General features: G+C 59.0%; 15 protein-coding genes. 8 read left to right on the top strand and 7 right to left on the bottom strand.

Annotation, left to right across the window (positions count from 1 at the left end):
* The first annotated feature begins 223 nt into the window (after positions 1–223).
* Positions 224–2,323, top strand: a complete 2,100-nt coding sequence (locus EYB53_RS23325) for an immune inhibitor A domain-containing protein (RefSeq protein WP_135481639.1) — start codon at positions 224–226, stop codon at positions 2,321–2,323.
* Between the two features lie 42 nt (positions 2,324–2,365).
* Positions 2,366–3,232 carry a hypothetical protein gene (locus tag EYB53_RS23320; protein WP_135481638.1) on the top strand — a complete coding sequence of 289 codons (867 nt, stop codon included), beginning with the start codon at positions 2,366–2,368 and terminating at the stop codon, positions 3,230–3,232.
* A gap of 13 nt (positions 3,233–3,245) precedes the next feature.
* Here EYB53_RS23320 and EYB53_RS23315 read toward each other — a convergent pair whose 3' ends face one another.
* The 4 genes from EYB53_RS23315 to EYB53_RS23300 all read right to left on the bottom strand — a co-directional run bounded on the left by EYB53_RS23315 (position 3,246) and on the right by EYB53_RS23300 (position 6,206).
* The gene (locus EYB53_RS23315) at positions 3,246–3,503 is read right to left on the bottom strand and encodes a hypothetical protein (protein ID WP_135481636.1); all 258 of its coding nucleotides are present in this window, start codon (positions 3,501–3,503) and stop codon (positions 3,246–3,248) included.
* A gap of 86 nt (positions 3,504–3,589) precedes the next feature.
* Positions 3,590–4,354, bottom strand: coding sequence for a type 1 glutamine amidotransferase (locus EYB53_RS23310; protein ID WP_135481634.1), 765 nt, complete (start codon positions 4,352–4,354; stop codon positions 3,590–3,592).
* Between the two features lie 218 nt (positions 4,355–4,572).
* Positions 4,573–5,847 carry a glutamate-5-semialdehyde dehydrogenase gene (locus tag EYB53_RS23305; RefSeq protein ID WP_135481631.1) on the bottom strand — a complete coding sequence of 425 codons (1,275 nt, stop codon included), beginning with the start codon at positions 5,845–5,847 and terminating at the stop codon, positions 4,573–4,575.
* Between the two features lie 14 nt (positions 5,848–5,861).
* Positions 5,862–6,206: a hypothetical protein gene (locus tag EYB53_RS23300; RefSeq protein ID WP_135481629.1), complete on the bottom strand. Its 345-nt coding sequence runs from the start codon at positions 6,204–6,206 to the stop codon at positions 5,862–5,864.
* 203 nt (positions 6,207–6,409) lie between these two features.
* Between EYB53_RS23300 and EYB53_RS23295 the strand changes: the two genes are divergently transcribed.
* A complete protein-coding gene (locus EYB53_RS23295) occupies positions 6,410–7,738 on the top strand; it encodes an amidohydrolase family protein (RefSeq protein WP_135481626.1) in 1,329 nt (442 codons plus the stop codon).
* A 140-nt stretch (positions 7,739–7,878) separates the two neighbouring features.
* On the opposite strand, the gene EYB53_RS23290 is transcribed toward EYB53_RS23295, so the two are convergent.
* Positions 7,879–8,745, bottom strand: a complete 867-nt coding sequence (locus EYB53_RS23290; RefSeq protein ID WP_135481624.1) for a class I SAM-dependent methyltransferase — start codon at positions 8,743–8,745, stop codon at positions 7,879–7,881.
* Positions 8,746–9,009: 264 nt separating this feature from the next.
* Here EYB53_RS23290 and EYB53_RS23285 point away from each other — a divergent pair, with 264 nt between their 5' ends.
* From EYB53_RS23285 to rimO, 3 genes are read left to right on the top strand one after another with little or no spacing between them, the layout of a single operon-like run.
* Positions 9,010–9,891, top strand: a complete 882-nt coding sequence (locus tag EYB53_RS23285) for a helix-turn-helix domain-containing protein (RefSeq protein ID WP_135481622.1) — start codon at positions 9,010–9,012, stop codon at positions 9,889–9,891.
* Between the two features lie 24 nt (positions 9,892–9,915).
* A complete protein-coding gene (locus EYB53_RS23280; protein WP_135481619.1) occupies positions 9,916–10,413 on the top strand; it encodes a YajQ family cyclic di-GMP-binding protein in 498 nt (165 codons plus the stop codon).
* Between the two features lie 14 nt (positions 10,414–10,427).
* Positions 10,428–11,804 carry a 30S ribosomal protein S12 methylthiotransferase RimO gene (gene rimO, locus EYB53_RS23275; protein ID WP_135481617.1) on the top strand — a complete coding sequence of 459 codons (1,377 nt, stop codon included), beginning with the start codon at positions 10,428–10,430 and terminating at the stop codon, positions 11,802–11,804.
* A 113-nt stretch (positions 11,805–11,917) separates the two neighbouring features.
* On the opposite strand, the gene EYB53_RS23270 is transcribed toward rimO, so the two are convergent.
* Positions 11,918–12,337 carry a BlaI/MecI/CopY family transcriptional regulator gene (locus EYB53_RS23270; protein WP_097652525.1) on the bottom strand — a complete coding sequence of 140 codons (420 nt, stop codon included), beginning with the start codon at positions 12,335–12,337 and terminating at the stop codon, positions 11,918–11,920.
* Between the two features lie 292 nt (positions 12,338–12,629).
* On the opposite strand from EYB53_RS23270, the gene EYB53_RS23265 reads away from it, so the two are divergent.
* Both EYB53_RS23265 and EYB53_RS23260 read left to right on the top strand, forming a co-directional pair.
* On the top strand, positions 12,630–13,658 hold the full coding sequence (locus tag EYB53_RS23265; RefSeq protein ID WP_135481615.1) for a polyprenyl synthetase family protein: 1,029 nt from the start codon (positions 12,630–12,632) through the stop codon (positions 13,656–13,658).
* A 210-nt stretch (positions 13,659–13,868) separates the two neighbouring features.
* Positions 13,869–15,029, top strand: coding sequence for a glycosyltransferase family 4 protein (locus tag EYB53_RS23260; RefSeq protein WP_135481613.1), 1,161 nt, complete (start codon positions 13,869–13,871; stop codon positions 15,027–15,029).
* On the opposite strand, the gene EYB53_RS23255 is transcribed toward EYB53_RS23260, so the two are convergent.
* Complete coding sequence (locus EYB53_RS23255) at positions 15,014–15,973, bottom strand: CPBP family intramembrane glutamic endopeptidase (RefSeq protein ID WP_135481611.1); 960 nt, start codon at positions 15,971–15,973, stop codon at positions 15,014–15,016. The two genes, EYB53_RS23260 and EYB53_RS23255, sit on opposite strands and share 16 nt — an antisense overlap.
* Between the last annotated feature and the right edge of the window lie 268 nt (positions 15,974–16,241).

Genomic DNA, 16,241 nt, shown 5'->3' with positions numbered 1-16,241 from the left:
ACGACACCGCCACCTTCGTGCGAAAAAAACGAACGTCATGTCGCTCCCTCGGCGCGTGGATAAAAAACCCTACCCCCAAAAGCCTACCGGTCCGGGGGCCGGGCCCGGTGTACGGGCACCCCTTGCGGGTGCCCTGGTGGGGTGCATGCACGGACGATGCAACTGCGTGCGGCTTTGCCACACGCAGTTGCATCCAGGTAGCAGATAGCGCTACAATAAGGCTATGAAGAAACGTCTGTTTTGGCTGCCGCTTGCGCTGTTTGTGCTCGTTGCCTGCGGGTTTGCTGGTGATCACGTTGCAATAAGCCCCGATCCGACGAGCCTTGCCGGTGCGCCGCTGGCGACGGAAGCGCCTTTCGTTGGGGCAACGCCGACGCTGGTTCCAACGGAACCCACCGTTTCAGCGCCGACTGCTGTGGCGCTGCCGACCGTTGAACCCTCGCCGACCGCTGTGCCCGTTGCACCAACGCCCGCCTCGTCGCTCCCAGCGAAAGACGCTGATCGCGATCCCATTGCCCTCATTGAGGCGTCGCCGCGCCGTTTGCGTGATCAGATCGAGCTTGCACTTGCCCTGGGGCCGTGCCGTGCAACGCTTGATGCCTGCCCTCGGGTGGCCCGGACGTCACCGCTTGAGGTTGAGGTTGGACAGGTTGAGCCCTTTTTTGTCACCGATCTCCGCGATAATACGCATCTTTCGCTTGACGCCGAGTTGCGCTATGCCGGGCCGGTGCTTTTGATGTATGTCGAGACGGGCTTGCCCTATGTGCAAGAAGATCTCGAGCGGGCAGCTCGCGCCTTTGAAGAGGAGATCTATCCACGTACCCGTGAAATTTTTGGTTCAGAGCTTCAACCAGGGGTCGATGGGGATCTGCGCATTACGATCCTCAATGCACGTGATCCGAGTGGCCGTGTGCTTGGCTACTACTCTTCGCAAGATTCGTTGCCACGGCAGATCAATCGCTTTAGCAATGAACGCGAGATGTTCTTTATGAATCTTGCGTTGATGCCGTTTGATGATCCCAATTATTTGACGGTGCTGGCCCACGAGTTTCAGCATATGATCCATCAACACGAGCAACCCGGCAGTGCGACCTGGTTTAACGAGGGGGCCTCGCAGCTCGCTGAGGATCTCAATGGCTTTGTTGATACCGGTTTTATCCCGCTCTATCTCTACAATACCGATACCCAGTTGACGGCGTGGCGGGTCAGCCCTGGTGCGTCAGGGGCACACTACGGTGCCGCGCATCTCTGGATGCGTTATATCTATGCCCAGTATGCTGGCGAAGCTCAGATCCGCCCACTGGTGCAGGCGAATGCGGGCAATAATTTGCAGGCCTTTGTTGATCTGGCGAACGAGACACGCCCGGGCTATGCCAGTTTTGGTGAAATGGTGGCCGATTGGGCGGTCGCGAATCTGATTGACGATCCGACCGTCGGTGATGGCCGTTATACCTACGCGACCGGCCACGAGTTGCCCGATCTGTTGCCGTCACGTGCCCAGATCACGACGATCAAGAGCCGTTTTGCGATGACGCTGGCCCAGTTCGGGGCTGCTTACCTCTTTGTTCCGCCTGGCAGCACCAGCCTCACGTTTGAGGGCGCAACGACGATCCCCCTGACGGCTGTCGCGATCCCTGGGCAGTATGCCTGGTGGAGTGGCCGGAGTGACGATTCGGTGGCGACGCTTACCCGCGAGTTTGATCTGCGCGAATTGACGCGTGCGACCCTCCGTTTTGCGACCTGGTACGAAATCGAGCATGATTACGACTATGCATTCGTAACGGTTTCTACTGACGGTGGCCGTACCTGGGAGACCCTGCCAGGGCGGTTGACGACGACTGATGATCCGCAGGGGCTCAATTATGGGCATGGGATCACGGGCATCAGTGGGCAGCCAGGGTTTCGTCTGGAAGAGAGCGTGCGTGGGCGCTGGGTTGAAGAGACGATGGATCTGACGCCGTATGTGGGTCAGACGATCCTGTTGCGTTTCTGGCAGATCAATGATCAAGGCTTCAATGCCCCGGGTATGCTGCTCGATAATCTGCAGATTCCTGAACTGGGTTTCTTTGATCAGGTCGATGATGGGCCGAGTTCCTGGCAGGCCGAAGGTTTTGTGCGTGTGGCGGGTGAGTTGCCGCAGCTATGGCAATTGCGGCTGGTGCGGAAGTTGTCCGATGGGACGTATCGGGTAGAGAATCTTGCCGTTGATCAGAATGGCTCAGTAGCAACCTCGCTCAACCCTGAAGAAGAGCTTGTGCTTGTTGTCGTGCCAACGACGCCGCATACGACCGAGCGGGCAAGTTATCAGGTGATCGTCGAGTAATGACACTATCGCGCACAGAGCGATAATGAAAGAGCGAGAGCGATGTCTTCCTGGCCCAAAATTCCTCAATCGGCCCTTGGCCCGCTAGCCCTTGGCTCGCTCTTGATCCTCCTGGCCGCGCTCTTTGCCGGCGGAAGGACGACGACGCGCTTTGCCCCCAACTCGGCTGTGCAACTCCCGGCGGGTGTTGAACGTCCGATGCCACCAGGCGCAACGCCGACACCCTGGCCGCTCAGTGGCAATTATACCGGCCAGATGGGGCTGCTCAGGCTCTCTGTTGCCGAGGGTTTGCTCGACCCTCAAGCTCACGAGCGCGTGGCCGTAGATCTAGATCAGGCGCTGGCCTATGTTGTGCAGCGCACCGCGATGGCCCCACAGAGCCCGCTTGACGTCTATGTTGGCCTCGAGCCAGGCTGTGGGCTCCACGGCATTGCGTATACCGATGTGCGCCGGGTGCAAGTCTTTACGTGCCCGACGCTCCCTCTCAACCGTGCTGTGAATATTCTGGCGCACGAGTTTGTGCATCAACTCTGTCACGACTATTACGGTGACCGTCATTTGCAGGCCGACCTGGTCTTAGCCGAGGGCATTGCAACCTGGGGCGCTGGCCGCTACTGGCTTGGTGATGCACCCCATTTTCGTGCCTTTGTTGCGCCGTGGCTCAGCCGAGGCGAAGAATTGCCTCTTGGCATCAGCTATGTCGGGTTGCCGATCAGCGATATGAACAAGCTCTACTACCAGTGGGCGAGCTTTGTGGAATATCTGATCGAGACCTATGGGCGTGAGGCATTTGATGCGCTCTATGTAACGGGCCAGGGGCAACCTGGCTCAGCCGATTATGTTGGTACCTATGGGCGCAACTTTGACGAGCTTGAAGCCGCGTGGAAGGCGTGGGTCTTGCAAGGGTGAGGCCTTCGGTTGCCTATTGCCCAACAATGCCTGTGCCAGCACGCTCGGCCCGCCGAAGGCGTTCGATCGTATGCCAGCGCGGTACCGCAGGCACGCGGGTAGGCCGCAGGCCCTGGGCGATCAGGCGTGCGCCAACGACCCAGCCTGGCATCGCCGGCGCACCTGGCTGCGCTAGCGCTGCCGCTTCGCTTTCAAGCACTGCCGCGACCACCGCCAGCGCTGCTGCGACCTCTTCTTCGTCGATTGTTCCACCTGTAACGAGCGTGTGCATGCGTTTTTCCTTACGGATTATGTTTGTGAGGAGAACCAAGCCCCTACCCCCCGCCAATGCGGGCTGTCGTGGAGCCAAACCTTCAACTACGAGCGCCGAAAAAGTCTTCGCGGCAGCAGACGCTTGAGCATCGTCTGTTGCGCATGCATTTCGAGCCGGGCCTCCAATGGCGTTAGTTTCGCCTCAGATCCATACCGTCGCTGCAAGGCCAACCGGATCAAATGATCGGTCAGTTGCGGATTTTTGGGCAGGAGCGAGCCGTGCAGATAACAGCCGTAGGTATTGCGATAGACCGAGCCGCCCACCCCGTCTTCGCCATTATCACCGTGACCCACGACGACACGCCCGAGCGAACGTACGCCAGCGCCGTGATAGGTACGGCCACTGTGATTCTCAAAGCCAACCAGGTGAACTGGCGGGCCATGGCCAAACGTTGCTTCGACAACGACATTGCCAATGAGACGTTGCTTGCCCCCAACGGTATGCAGATCGAGGATGCCGAGTCCTGGGAGGCGTTCGCCGGTGTGGGTCAAAAAGTAGTTCCCGAGCAACTGATAGCCCCCACAGATTGCCAGTAACACCAGATCAGCTTCGATCGCAGCACAGAAGCCTGCCCGCTGGCGTTCAAAGAGATCCTGGACAATCAGCGCTTGGCCGCTATCCTGACCGCCGCCAAAAAAGGCCAGATCGAAGGACGACCAATCAACCGCATCGCCCGGCTCGATCGGGGTCACATCAAGCGCAATGCCGCGCCATGCGCAGCGTTGCACCAGCGCAATGACATTGCCCCGATCACCGTAGATCGACATATGTGATGGATAACAATGGGCCAGACGCAACCGATAAGTCATCGTATCATCCAGAGCAAGCTCGTGCTTATGAAGAAATCAGGGCGTGCCGGCTGATGAGTTTTAAGAATGACATCAGGTAGTGCCGACTTCAGTCGGCTTCCGGCTCAGCCGACTGAAGTCGGCACTACCACAGACCCGATGTACGATTGAATATTCATCAGCCGGCTGAAGCCGGCACTCCCTTCGGGAGCATATCAGAAAACGTCGTTGATCGACCATCAATCACGGCTCAGGTAGTCACCTGAACCGACCCACTTAAAGGTCGTCAACGCCTCAAGCCCCATCGGCCCACGCCAGTGCAATTTCTGGGTCGAAACAGCGACTTCGGCCCCGAGGCCAAACTGACCTCCATCATTAAAACGGGTACTCGCATTGACAAAGACCGCCCCGGCGTCAACCTCGTCGGTAAAGCGTTTTGCCATCGCCGCGTCTTCGGTCAGGATCGCTTCGGTATGGCCTGAGCTATAGGTATGGATATGTTGAAGGGCCGCATCGATGTCCTCAACGACCTTGATCGACAGGATCAGATCGACGAACTCGGTACCAAAATCACCTGCTTCAGCCGGGACAAGCGGCCAAACTGGGGCATCAGGATGGGGCGTCAGGATCGCCAGGCTTGCCGGATCGCAGCGCAACTCAACGCCATCAGCGCAGAGCGACGCGGCTACACGGGGCAGCAATGCTGGGGCAATCGAGCGCTGCACCAACAGGGTATCGAGCGCATTGCAGACACTCGGGCGTTGCACTTTGGCATTGTGGATCAGCGGCACCGCCCGTTCAAGATCGGCGCTGGCCTCGACAAAGAGATGCACCACCCCGATGCCCCCGGTGATGACCGGCACGGTCGCGTTTTCCAGGCAGAAACGGTGGAGCCCCGCCCCGCCCCGCGGAATGATCATATCTACATAACGATCGAGGCGTAACAGAGCACGCACAAGGTCGCGATCAGGATCAGTCAGACTCTGCACGGCTGCGGTAGGCAACCCGACCCGTTCAAGGGCGCTTGTAATCACCGTTGTCAGGGCACCGACACTGTGGGCAATATCGCTGCCGCCGCGCATAATCGTCGCATTGCCCGTCTTGAGGCAGATCGCCGCAATATCAACCGTCACATTCGGGCGGGCCTCATAGATCACCCCGATCACCCCGAATGGGACACGCTGCTTGCCGAGCGTGAGCCCGTTCGTCATGTGCTGTTCATCATAGCGCCGCCCAACCGGATCAGGCAACACTGCCAGGCGACGCGTATCTTCGGCAATTGCCGTGAGGCGGGCGGGGGTCAAAAGCATGCGATCAAGCAACGCCGCGCTGGTGCCGGCGGCACGGGCCGCCGCAAGATCGGCAGCATTGGCCGCCAGAATGGGCTCGTGGGCGTCCTCAAGGGCATCGGCAATAGCCAGCAGCGCCTCATTTTTGGCTTCGGTGCTCAGCAAGCCCAGGTACCGTGCTGCCTGGCGTGCCTGTTGACCGATCAACTCAAGCTCTAGCTTCATAGCGCTTTCACCTACTATTCACCACGTTCTTTATGCTCGCGCCGTTCACGTTCGGCGAGGGTTGAGGCACGCACCTGGCGAAATTGTTCATCAAGCTCGCCCCCGCGATACGCAAAAACCAGCGCCAGCACACTGCCCGCCAACAACGCAAAGCCAGTCAGGCTCAGCACAGGATAAAGCCATGTCGCGCCAAACTGCATTGCCACCAAGGCATTCATCACGGCAATGGTGCCAATGCCACCTGCCCCAAGCCCAAACGCAAGCCGCCGACGCGAACCAGGCATCGCTCGTCCGGCTTGTTTGAGCAACAAAAACATCAGGGCAACCGTCAAAAGCAGTCGCAACACTTCACTATTCATCAGCATCCTCCTCCTCTTCGGAGTCGTGAATATTGTAACATAGACTGCCTCGGGCTGCGGATTCGGGGGCCTGCGGCCCCAGTTCCCCCCTTCGCTCGCACACAAATCAGCATAGCTGATTTGTGTGCGAGCCATCCACTTGCCCCTTTGCCGATTCTGTTCTACAATCCAGTATCATTGTTTGAGAGGAAGCAACAAGGTTCATGTACGATCTTCTGGTGATCAATGCCGACATTCTTCAACTCGATGGACCTTCTGCCAGTTTCTTGCCCGGGCATGCGCTGGCAATCACTGATGGTCGTATCGTCGCCATTGCGCCTACCATAAGCCCCGGGCTCGCCCGTGAGGTGCTTGATGCCCAGGGCAAACTCGCCATCCCCGGCCTGATCAATGCCCATGCCCATACCGCGATGAGTCTGCTGCGCGGGGTCGCCGAAGATGTGGCCGTTGAGTCCTGGTTTAACGACTACATCTGGCCGATGGAGATGAACCTGTCGGCGGAGGATGTCTATTGGGGCAGCCTCCTCGGGTTTGCCGAGATGATCGAGGCCGGCGTGACCTGTGTTGCTGATCACTATTTTGCGATGGACGAAGTCGCGCGCGCCGTTGACGTGGCGGGTATGCGGGCCTATCTTGCGCAGGTCTTCTTTAGTGGGCCACAGGAGAACGAGCAGTTGGCGACCAGTGTGGCCTTTGCCGAGCGCTGGCAAGGATCGGCTGCGGGGCGCATCACGACGGGCCTTGGGCCACATTCGCCCTATACCTGTACGCCAGCCCTGCTGCAACGTACCGCAGAGGAGGCCCGTCAACGCGGGCTTGGGGTTCACCTGCACCTTGCTGAGACGGCTGACCAGGTAGCGCAGAGCCTGGCGCATCACGGCAAGACGCCGGTGGCTCTGGTGCGTGATGCCGGCCTCTTTGAGGTGCCTACGTTAGCGGCGCACCTGGCGCATCCTACCCAGGAAGATCTGGCGATCCTCGCTGCCTCTGATGTGCGGGTGGTCAGTACCCCCAAGACTGAACTCAAGATGGCGCTTGGGGTCACGCCGGTTGTGCAGATGCGTCAGCTTGGTCTGACTGTCGGGCTTGGCAGTGATGGTGCCGCGAGTAGTAACAGCTATGATCTGTTGGAAGCCGCCCGCTTGATCGCCCTGCTTGAGAAACATACGCGTCGGGATGCCCATATTCTGCCCCTTGGCGAAGCCCTCGCCCTCGCGACCCGCGAAGGTGCCCACGCACTTGGTCTTGCTGGGGTGACGGGCGAATTGCGCGTTGGGTACCAGGCTGATGTTGTGTTGATTGGACACGATGCACCGCATCTGCAACCGATGCACAACCCGGCCGCTACGTTGCTCTATAGCGCACGGGCGACCGATGTTGATACCGTCATTGTCGCTGGGCGTATCTTGATGCAGGGCCGCCAGTTACGCACCATTGACCGCCAGCGTGTCATCGAAGAAGTTCGTCAGCGGGCAGGCCATATGGTCATCCGTCGTGCCAATGCGCAGGTTGCCCGCTACCCGACCGAATGAATACCTGGCTTAGGCACAATACCTTGCAAAGAAGGCGGCTCTTTTGACGCAAAGGCGCAAAGGCGCAAAGGTTTTTGCGTAGGTAAGCTTAACCCTTCGCGTCTTCGCGTCTTCGCGTGAGCCTGCGCTGAGCGGTGTGGCTATCGCGATGTCGGCGTCCACCAGATCACGGCGGCATGGCTCGGGGCGTGGCGTGGGGCCAGCGCACCCTCGGGGGTCATCACGAGCAGATCGGCAATGGCCTGACGAAGGGTCGCTTCCCATTGCGGATCTGGCCCAAGGCGCAGCCGTACCTGCAACTCTTCGAGCGCTTCTTCAATCCCGGCAAAACGGAACGGTCGCCCCGCCGGAACGAGTTCAAGGTTGGCGGGTAGCCCAAGTTGGTGACAAGCCGCCAGCGTTTCGAGCGCAGCAGGCAACGGCAAACGTGGCTCGCCATGCACCCGCTCCCAGAAGGGGGCGAGCACTGCCGTTGGATGTTTGAGTCCAAGAAAGAGCACACAGAGACGGGTCGCAGCTGCATCAAGCGCGGTAAGAAACGGACCAATCTCGCGCACACCATAGACGACGTGGGCCGAGAGCACTACCTCAGCCTGGATCGGCTCGCGCAGCGGCCAGTTTTCAGGGCAGACCTGCACGTTCGTTACCTGTTCGCGGTCAAGTGTCAATTCAAGTTCCGTCCGCATCGCGGGTGACGGTTCAACTGCAATCACCTTGGCTACGTGCTGCGCGAGGAACGGCACATAGCGTCCCGTCCCTGCCCCAACATCAAGCACACGGTCGGTTGGTTGCAGGCGTGGGGCCAGCAATTGCATAAAGGCATCAGGCTGTTCGATGCGGCGACTCGTCGCTGCAAACCGTTCGGCGCGGCCAGTCCAGCAATCACTCTGGCGACGAAAGGCCGGATCGGTGGCTGCCTCGCCCTGGGCGCGTTCGGCATCATACATCTCGCGCCATCGTGCGAGCCAATCGATGCTGCCGGCGTTGACTCTTATGAAAGGGTTCATTGTTCTCTACCTTCGGTTGCTATAAATCACTTGCTGATGCGGGAGAAAACAGCCAACGAAGTTGGCTGTTTTCTCCCGCATCAGCGCGATTCCTAGAGGCGCACCATGTCAGGGGGCTATACCTGGCATGGTATAATAGCATTGCTTTGGCCGCCACTTCTCAATACCTCTTCCTAGCCTAGTCTGGCCTATTCTCCTTTGCTCCCACGTTTATACAGGTAGGTACATGCTCGTACATAGTCGCCTTGCATCATGAGGATACAGATGAGTGAACTCGGGGCGCGGTTTCGCCAGGCCCGTGAGGGTCAAGGGCTTTCGTTGGCCCAGGCGTCAATGGATACAAGGATTTTGCAGCAGTCGCTCATTGCCCTTGAAGAAGGTGCTTTCCAGCGCTTACCTGGTGATGTGACGATACGCGGCTTTATCCGCAATTATGCGCAGTATCTCGGGTTGGTTCCTGATGAGATGATTGAACTCTATCGCCACGAGCGTGGGGGTACTGATCCGATACGGGTCTTGCCTCTGGCCAAGCCATCACGGAAGCGCTCGTATGTGTTGCCAAGTTTCTTTGGCGTCTTTTTTGTGACGGTAGCTCTGATCGGGCTTACCTATATTGCTTTGAATGCGGTGGGGCGCATTGGCGATCACGCAACGGTTGCCCAGGTTGAGCCGGTGGTGGTGTCGACGCCTTCGCCGCTCCCAGTGATGCCCACGGCGGCGCTGCCAACCTCGCCGCCTGTACCTCCGGTGATGATCATACCACCGGTTGCAGGGGGGGCGGCAGTTGACCCCGATGCGCCACGTCCTGCGGCAACGGCCGTCCCGCCTGTCTCCAGGCCCGGTGGCGCTGGCGTGTCTTCACCGGAAGTACCGACACCGACTTCTTCGGCCCCAATTGCGCTTGAAGTGGTCATTCCAAGTGTCCGTGGCAATGAGAACTCGTGGGTGCGGGTGCAGACTGATGGCAATGTTGCGTTTGAAGGCATTATGCGCGCTGGCGAGCGTTTGAGTTTTACCGCTCAGCGCCGCGTGCTCGTGCGGGCGGGTAATCCGCCTGATGTGCTCGTGACGGTCAATGGTCTGCAACAGGGCCCGCTTGGGCAGGTTGCCGGTCAACCAGTCAACTGGGCTTGGCCGTCGAATTAAGCTGCGATCTTATAAGGTAGAGGTATGGCTGCAGAAAATAGCTTTGATGTTGTCTCTGATTTTGATCACCAGGAACTGGTCAATGCGGTCGATCAGGCGCTCCGCGAGATCAATACGCGCTATGATCTCAAGGACACCCGTACGACGCTTGAGTTGAGCAAGACTGAGTTGGTGATAACGACCGATAATGAACTGAGCCTGCGGAGTGTGCGTGATATCCTTGAGACCAAAATGCTGCGTCGTCAGTTGTCCCTCAAGATTCTCGACCATGGCAAGATGCAGGATGTCAGTGGGGCAAGAGTCGCGCAGACGGCGACGCTTCGCAAGGGGATCAATAGCGATCTTGCGAAGAAGCTTGCCAAAATGATCCGTGATGCGTTTCCTAAGGTTCAACCCCGCATTCAGGGCGAGACCCTGCGCGTTACGTCGAAAAGCCGTGATGAGTTGCAGGCGATCATTCAGTTCCTCCGTGACGCCCAGGATACGATTGAGGTCCCCCTCCAGTTTACCAACTATCGCTAGAGTAAAGATATACTGTGAAATACCATCTTGTTACCCTGGGTTGTCCCAAGAATGCAGTTGATAGCGAGGGGATGGACGGCCTGCTTGCTGAGGCGGGTCATACGCAGGCAACCACGGCGGATGAAGCCGATGTGATTATTGTCAATACGTGTAGCTTCATTGCTGCGGCGCGTGAAGAGACGCTCGGGGTGCTGCGTGAACTCGCCAGTGGCAAGCGCGAAGGTCAGCAGTTGATTGCGGCGGGTTGTATGGCTCAGTCGCACGGTGAACTGGTGGCGGCAGTGCCAGGGGTCGATCAGACGCTTTCGACGCAGCAATGGATGCGGATTGCCGATCTGGTTGGGGGCACGACCGCACGTACGACGAAACAGGGTCAGGCCATCCCGGTGCTCAGTCTGCAACCTGCCCCTGCGCCAGTGGCCGAGGTGCCACCCTTGCCAGGCTACGCCGATTGGCGCACGACTCAGATCCGGCGTACGCGTAGCACACCTTCCGCCTACCTCAAGATCTCTGATGGCTGCAATTTGCGGTGCGCCTTCTGTACCATCCCGAGCTTCAAGGGCGACATGGCTTCGAAACCGGTCGGGGCGGTGCTCGCCGAGGCGCGTGAACTGGTGCAGCACGGTGTGCGTGAACTGGTGCTGGTGGCGCAGCATTTGACTGATTATGGCCGTGATCTTGGCCTGCGCGATGGCCTCGCGCTTTTGCTCGAGGAACTTTGTCAGGTGGTGCCTGAAACGACTTGGATCCGGCTGATGTATGCCTATCCGCACGGGATTTCCGAGCGCCTCATTCAGGTGATGGCTGACCACCCACAGATCGTCAAATACCTCGACATGCCCCTGCAGCATGCCCATCCTGCGACGCTGCGCCGGATGCGACGCCCCCCCGATACCGAACGTACGATGGCGTTATTGACGACGATGCGTGCCGCGATGCCCGATCTGGCGCTGCGCTCGACGTTTATTGTCGGGTTTCCTGGTGAGACCCCTGAAGAGTTTCGGGCGCTGCTCACGTTCCTCGAAACGATGCAACTTGACCGCGTTGGGGCGTTTCGTTATTCGCAAGAACCAGGAACCCATGCCGCGACGCTACCTGATCAGGTGCGCCCGCAGGTCATCGAGCGACGTTGGCATACGCTGATGCAGTTGCAACAGGGGATTTCGCAGCAGCGCATGACCCGCTGGGTCGGGCGTACGCTCCCGGTCTTGATTGAAGGGCATGGCACTGACGATGATGGTCGTCCCCTTGCGGTGGGACGCTCGTTCCGCGATGCGCCCGAAGTTGATGGTCAGGTTTTTGTGTGGGGCAACCCGCCAGTTGGCGAGTTTGCTCGGGTTCAGGTCACGCAAGCAACGGCGTACGATCTCTGGGGGGAGGTAGAGGGGTAAGCGCGGGTTTCCCATGCACGTCACCGCTTGCCCGTCCTTTGCTGGCAGCATATGCCAGGGCGACTGGCATGTGTTGCTAGCAAAGGGTGAGGGCAGTGGGGGGGCGCGAGCAGTTAGATATTGGTACGTGCTCTGATGGTCTGGTGCAGGCGCTCGAGTTCGGCAGGATTGTTGCGCGCAAGATAGTCAACCATATAGTCAATGGCGGTATCGCTATACTCGTCCATCAGGCCATCGAGCACCTGATGGACGACCATTTGCACAAAGTCATCTTCGGTGATAGCTGGCGAATAGACATAGGCCAACCCTTCACGATGACGGTTGAGTACCCCTTTTTCAGCGAGGCGGCTCATCGTTGTCATCACCGTTGTATAGGCAATCTCACGGTTCTGTGACAGGCTCCGGTGAACATGTTTGACGGTACTACGGTCTTCTTGCCAGACAATTTGCATAATATCAGTCTCCAGCGGGCCGAGGACTTTGACGAGACCGTCTTTGGCCGGGCTGAAACGAAAGCGCATATTCAGTGGCATGAATGCAATCCTTTCCCTAGAGCAGAATCTGTGGCTCAAGGCTGGTGATCCTCGGGTCAACATTCACATGTTCGATCTGGTTGGCCCGTGCTCCTACCGCCTTACATATGATGCAGTGTACTAGGCGCTCTCGTCTCAAACAATGCATAAGGATTACGTAGAGGTTACAGTCATCCATGATCTTTGTCTCGCTTGTTACGGGCTATCCAATGCATTAGAATGCGGTATTTACTAGTGTTACTCGTACTATAGAAAACGGTAGCCTGTAAGGGCTTTAGCTGAGAGAAACCTGATGCAACCTGATACACGAGGAGCCATTCAGGCGGCCATGCGTGCCGTCTTTCCATCGGTCGAGGCCCGGCTGGCACGCTTTTATCAGATGCAGGAGTATCACCTTGGTTGGCGCGATGAGCACCTGGCTCTCACCGAGTCTGATCCTGGCAAGCTGATCCGTCCTCACCTTGTTTTGCTGGCATGCCAGGCGGCGGGTGGTGATCCGGCGCAGGCGTTGCCGCTGGCGGCCGGGATTCAGTTGCTGCACGACTTTACGCTGATCCACGATGATATCGAGGACGACAGTGCGACCCGGCGTGGTCGCCCCACGCTCTGGTCGTTGTGGGGGCTCGCCCAGGGTATCAATGCCGGCGATGGGATGTTTGTCCTGGCGCACCTGGCGATCCACGGCCTAACCGCGACCGGGGTGCCCCCAGAGCGCGTCCTTGCGGTGTTACATCGCTTTGATGAAGTTATTTTGCAGATCTGCGAAGGTCAGTTTCTTGATCTGAGTTTCGAGGGTGATTTGAGTATTGATCCCGAAGCATATCTGATGATGATTGCGCGCAAGACAGCGATTTTGGTTGCCGGTGCGTGTGAGCTCGGGGCGATCGTGGCGGGGGCCTCGCCGATTACCGTCACTGCGCTGCGTGATTTTGGGCGGAGTGTCGGCCTCGCCTTCCAGATCGAAGATGATATTCTGGGGATCTGGGGCGCACCGGAGTTGACCGGCAAGCCGCCTGCGGCGGATCTGGTCAGGAAAAAGGTCAGTCTGCCGGTCGTGTATGCGCTGGCGCATAGCCCGCACCGCGACGAACTGGCGCGGATCTATCGTGGTGCAACCATGGACGATGCTGCGGTTGCGCAGGCGCTGGCGATTCTTGACGGGGTTGACGCACGCGCCTTCTGTGCGGCGCAGGCCCGTGAACATCATGCCGCCGCTTTTGCGTCGCTCGATCAGATAAAGACCGTTGCCGGGACACCCGCTGAAGCGGCCCATGCCCATTTGCGTGCCCTTGCCGAGGGCTTGATAGGACGACAGGCCTGAATAGTCTCTCAACGAAGTTGTCTGATGATTTGACGCAAAGGCGCAAAGGCGCAAAGGGTATTGAGGCCGCATCTGGACGCCAAGCGTGCGACGGATTGGCTGTGCCAGAGGCATATAAGAACACGTAGTTCACAGACTCATGAAGGTGCGTCGTTGGCGACACCGTGGAGCGTATTACTGGATGAATGGCACATTGAGAGGACGATAGGTATGCAGGCGCGCAGCATTCTTTTGTTGACCGGCGAGTATCCACCGGTACCGGGGGGCGTTGGTGATTATACCCGGTGCCTTGCGCAGGCCCTTGATGCCCGTGGCTATACTGTCATGGTGCTCACTATTGAAGGGGGCACTCTCGTGCTCTATCGGCTCGCGGAGGGCCATCAGCGTGAAGTCCTGACGGCGGCGGGAACAGGGCTCGATTGGTCAGCCCGGTGCTGGCCTGCGCTCATTGCGACGCTTGATGTACTGCGCCCCGACTGGCTGCATCTTCAGTATCAGACGGGTGCCTATGGGATGCAAGCCGGCATCAATCTGTTGCCCTGGCGTCTGCGGGGGCTGCGCCCTCGGTTGCGCGTTGCGGTCACCTTTCACGATCTCTTGCGCCCCTATCTTCTGCCCAAAGCTGGCCCGTTGCGCGATTGGGTGCATCACCGGCTTGCGGCTGATGCCGACGCAGTCATTGCCACCACCAGCGCCGATGCGCAGGCGCTGGCCCGCTATCGGGCAGCGCATATTCCGCTTGGCTCGAATATGGCGGTTGCGCCGCCGCAGGCTTTCCTGCGTGAAGAGTGGCGTGCGATGCTGGGGATCAGGCCTGATGAATTTGTCGTCGCCTTTTTTGGGTTACTCTCACCCACCAAAGGGGCGCATCTCATTCTCGATGCACTCGAAGGGTCTGACCTGCCCTGGCGCTTGATCATGATTGGCGGCGCGGCGACGGCGCCCCAGGATGTGACCTATGCGTCGGCGTTGCGCACACGGGTGAGCCAGAAAGAGTTTGCGCGGCGAACCATTCTCACGGGTCATGTCACCAACGAGTTTGTCTCGGCGCACCTGTTGAGTGCTGATTGCATGGCGCTACCTTATGCCGATGGGGCCTCGTTCCGGCGGGGGAGCCTGCTGGCGGCGCTGGCACATGGGTGCCCTGTCATTACGACGACGCCAGCCGACGCAGCGACGGTGACCCTGCTGCGCGAAGCGGTGCTCTTTGTGCCGCCTGGCGATGCGCCGGCACTCGCTGAAGCGTTGCGTCGCCTGGCGAGCGACGCGCCCTTACAGGCAAGCCTGGCGGCGGCAGGGCGGCAGCTGGCAACCAGTTTTGACTGGTCCACCATTGCCGCCCAGCACGAAGCAATCTATGCGGCTACCTGAGATACCGTGGGTGCTGGCTCTGCTGCCATATGCGCGGCATCCGGCGCATTGCGTACCGGGAGTTGCCTGGTCAGGATCAGCACCCCGATGAAGAGCAGGGGGATGATCCAGCCGGTGACCCCGGTGACGCCAACGAGGGCGGTATCAAAGGTTGTGCCTTCGGCGTGCAGCAAGAAGACAATGCCAGCGGCCCCGTTGAGCGCACCATGCCCAATCACCGCAGGCCAGACGCTCCCGGTTGCCAGACGGGTCCAGCCGAGCAGAATGCCCCAGACCGTGGTCATCGCGACCATGATCAGCCAGCCGGTGGCGAGATGGTCAGGGTAGTTGTAGCCAAGCAGGATCACCGGGGCATGCCAGAGCCCCCAGATCACCCCGCTGATCAACAGGGCAGGCCACTGGCCGAGGGGCAAGAGTTGGGGGAGCAGATAGCCGCGCCAGCCCCACTCTTCGCCAAAGGTGAAGAGCCCGTTGAGGATCGGGGCAATCAATACGGTCGCAAGCTGGATCAGCACGATCATCTGGACGGACATGCCTGCGGGTAGCCCGCCAGCCTGATCGACATTGGCGGCAAATCCAGAAAATGCCTGTAGATCGAGTTGATAGACGCCAAAGAGCGCAGCGACAAAGGGGCTGGCAAAGACCATAAGCGTAATGCCAACCCACGCAAAGAGCCAGTACCAGCCCCAGCGATACCCTTTGCCCAGGCGCAAACCGGTGGCAGTGCGTATACCTTGAGGGGGGCGGCTGATCCATCTGGTGACAATGAAGGTCGCAAGGGCCGGCGTGAACATCAGGAGCGGGAGGATCAGGCCAACAAGCGGATGCTGCAAGCCCTGCCCACTCAGCCAGAGAGGGCTGACCACAAGCCAGCCGAGGCCGCTGGCGAGCACGATAAAGCTCACGATACCTTTCACATCAAGTTGAGGTTTTGCGGTTTGCATGATCAGAGAGTTCCTTCACGTTGCGTTCGTTCTATGCGTTATCATAGCGCATACAGATAAACGTCGGCATCAGCCTTCCGCACCAGTTCGCCTCAATCCAGAGTACAGGTTTTGGTGTAGACTAGAGGAAAGTGCCTGCGGCAACATTTGACGCAAAGGCGCAAAGGCGCAAAGGGTCTCAGGCGTCCCCACGGCAGAGATGCTTCGCTGTGCTCAGCATGACATCAGGTAGTGCCGACTTCAGTCGGCTGAGCCGGAAGCCGACTGA

The sequence above is a fragment of the Candidatus Chloroploca mongolica genome (assembly GCF_004762035.2).
Classification (GTDB): domain Bacteria; phylum Chloroflexota; class Chloroflexia; order Chloroflexales; family Chloroflexaceae; genus Chloroploca; species Chloroploca mongolica.
This window is presented reverse-complemented; position numbering and strand designations above follow the sequence as displayed.

What these genes read in the sequence shown, in the direction of transcription:
- EYB53_RS23325 (WP_135481639.1), top strand. Translation starts at nt 224, where the DNA reads ATGAAGAAACGTCTGTTTTGGCTGCCGCTTGCGCTGTTTGTGCTCGTT.
- EYB53_RS23320 (WP_135481638.1), top strand. Translation starts at nt 2,366, where the DNA reads ATGTCTTCCTGGCCCAAAATTCCTCAATCGGCCCTTGGCCCGCTAGCC.
- EYB53_RS23315 (WP_135481636.1), bottom strand. Translation starts at nt 3,503, where the DNA reads ATGCACACGCTCGTTACAGGTGGAACAATCGACGAAGAAGAGGTCGCA.
- EYB53_RS23310 (WP_135481634.1), bottom strand. Translation starts at nt 4,354, where the DNA reads ATGACTTATCGGTTGCGTCTGGCCCATTGTTATCCATCACATATGTCG.
- EYB53_RS23305 (WP_135481631.1), bottom strand. Translation starts at nt 5,847, where the DNA reads ATGAAGCTAGAGCTTGAGTTGATCGGTCAACAGGCACGCCAGGCAGCA.
- EYB53_RS23300 (WP_135481629.1), bottom strand. Translation starts at nt 6,206, where the DNA reads ATGAATAGTGAAGTGTTGCGACTGCTTTTGACGGTTGCCCTGATGTTT.
- EYB53_RS23295 (WP_135481626.1), top strand. Translation starts at nt 6,410, where the DNA reads ATGTACGATCTTCTGGTGATCAATGCCGACATTCTTCAACTCGATGGA.
- EYB53_RS23290 (WP_135481624.1), bottom strand. Translation starts at nt 8,745, where the DNA reads ATGAACCCTTTCATAAGAGTCAACGCCGGCAGCATCGATTGGCTCGCA.
- EYB53_RS23285 (WP_135481622.1), top strand. Translation starts at nt 9,010, where the DNA reads ATGAGTGAACTCGGGGCGCGGTTTCGCCAGGCCCGTGAGGGTCAAGGG.
- EYB53_RS23280 (WP_135481619.1), top strand. Translation starts at nt 9,916, where the DNA reads ATGGCTGCAGAAAATAGCTTTGATGTTGTCTCTGATTTTGATCACCAG.
- EYB53_RS23270 (WP_097652525.1), bottom strand. Translation starts at nt 12,337, where the DNA reads ATGCCACTGAATATGCGCTTTCGTTTCAGCCCGGCCAAAGACGGTCTC.
- EYB53_RS23265 (WP_135481615.1), top strand. Translation starts at nt 12,630, where the DNA reads ATGCAACCTGATACACGAGGAGCCATTCAGGCGGCCATGCGTGCCGTC.
- EYB53_RS23260 (WP_135481613.1), top strand. Translation starts at nt 13,869, where the DNA reads ATGCAGGCGCGCAGCATTCTTTTGTTGACCGGCGAGTATCCACCGGTA.
- EYB53_RS23255 (WP_135481611.1), bottom strand. Translation starts at nt 15,973, where the DNA reads ATGCAAACCGCAAAACCTCAACTTGATGTGAAAGGTATCGTGAGCTTT.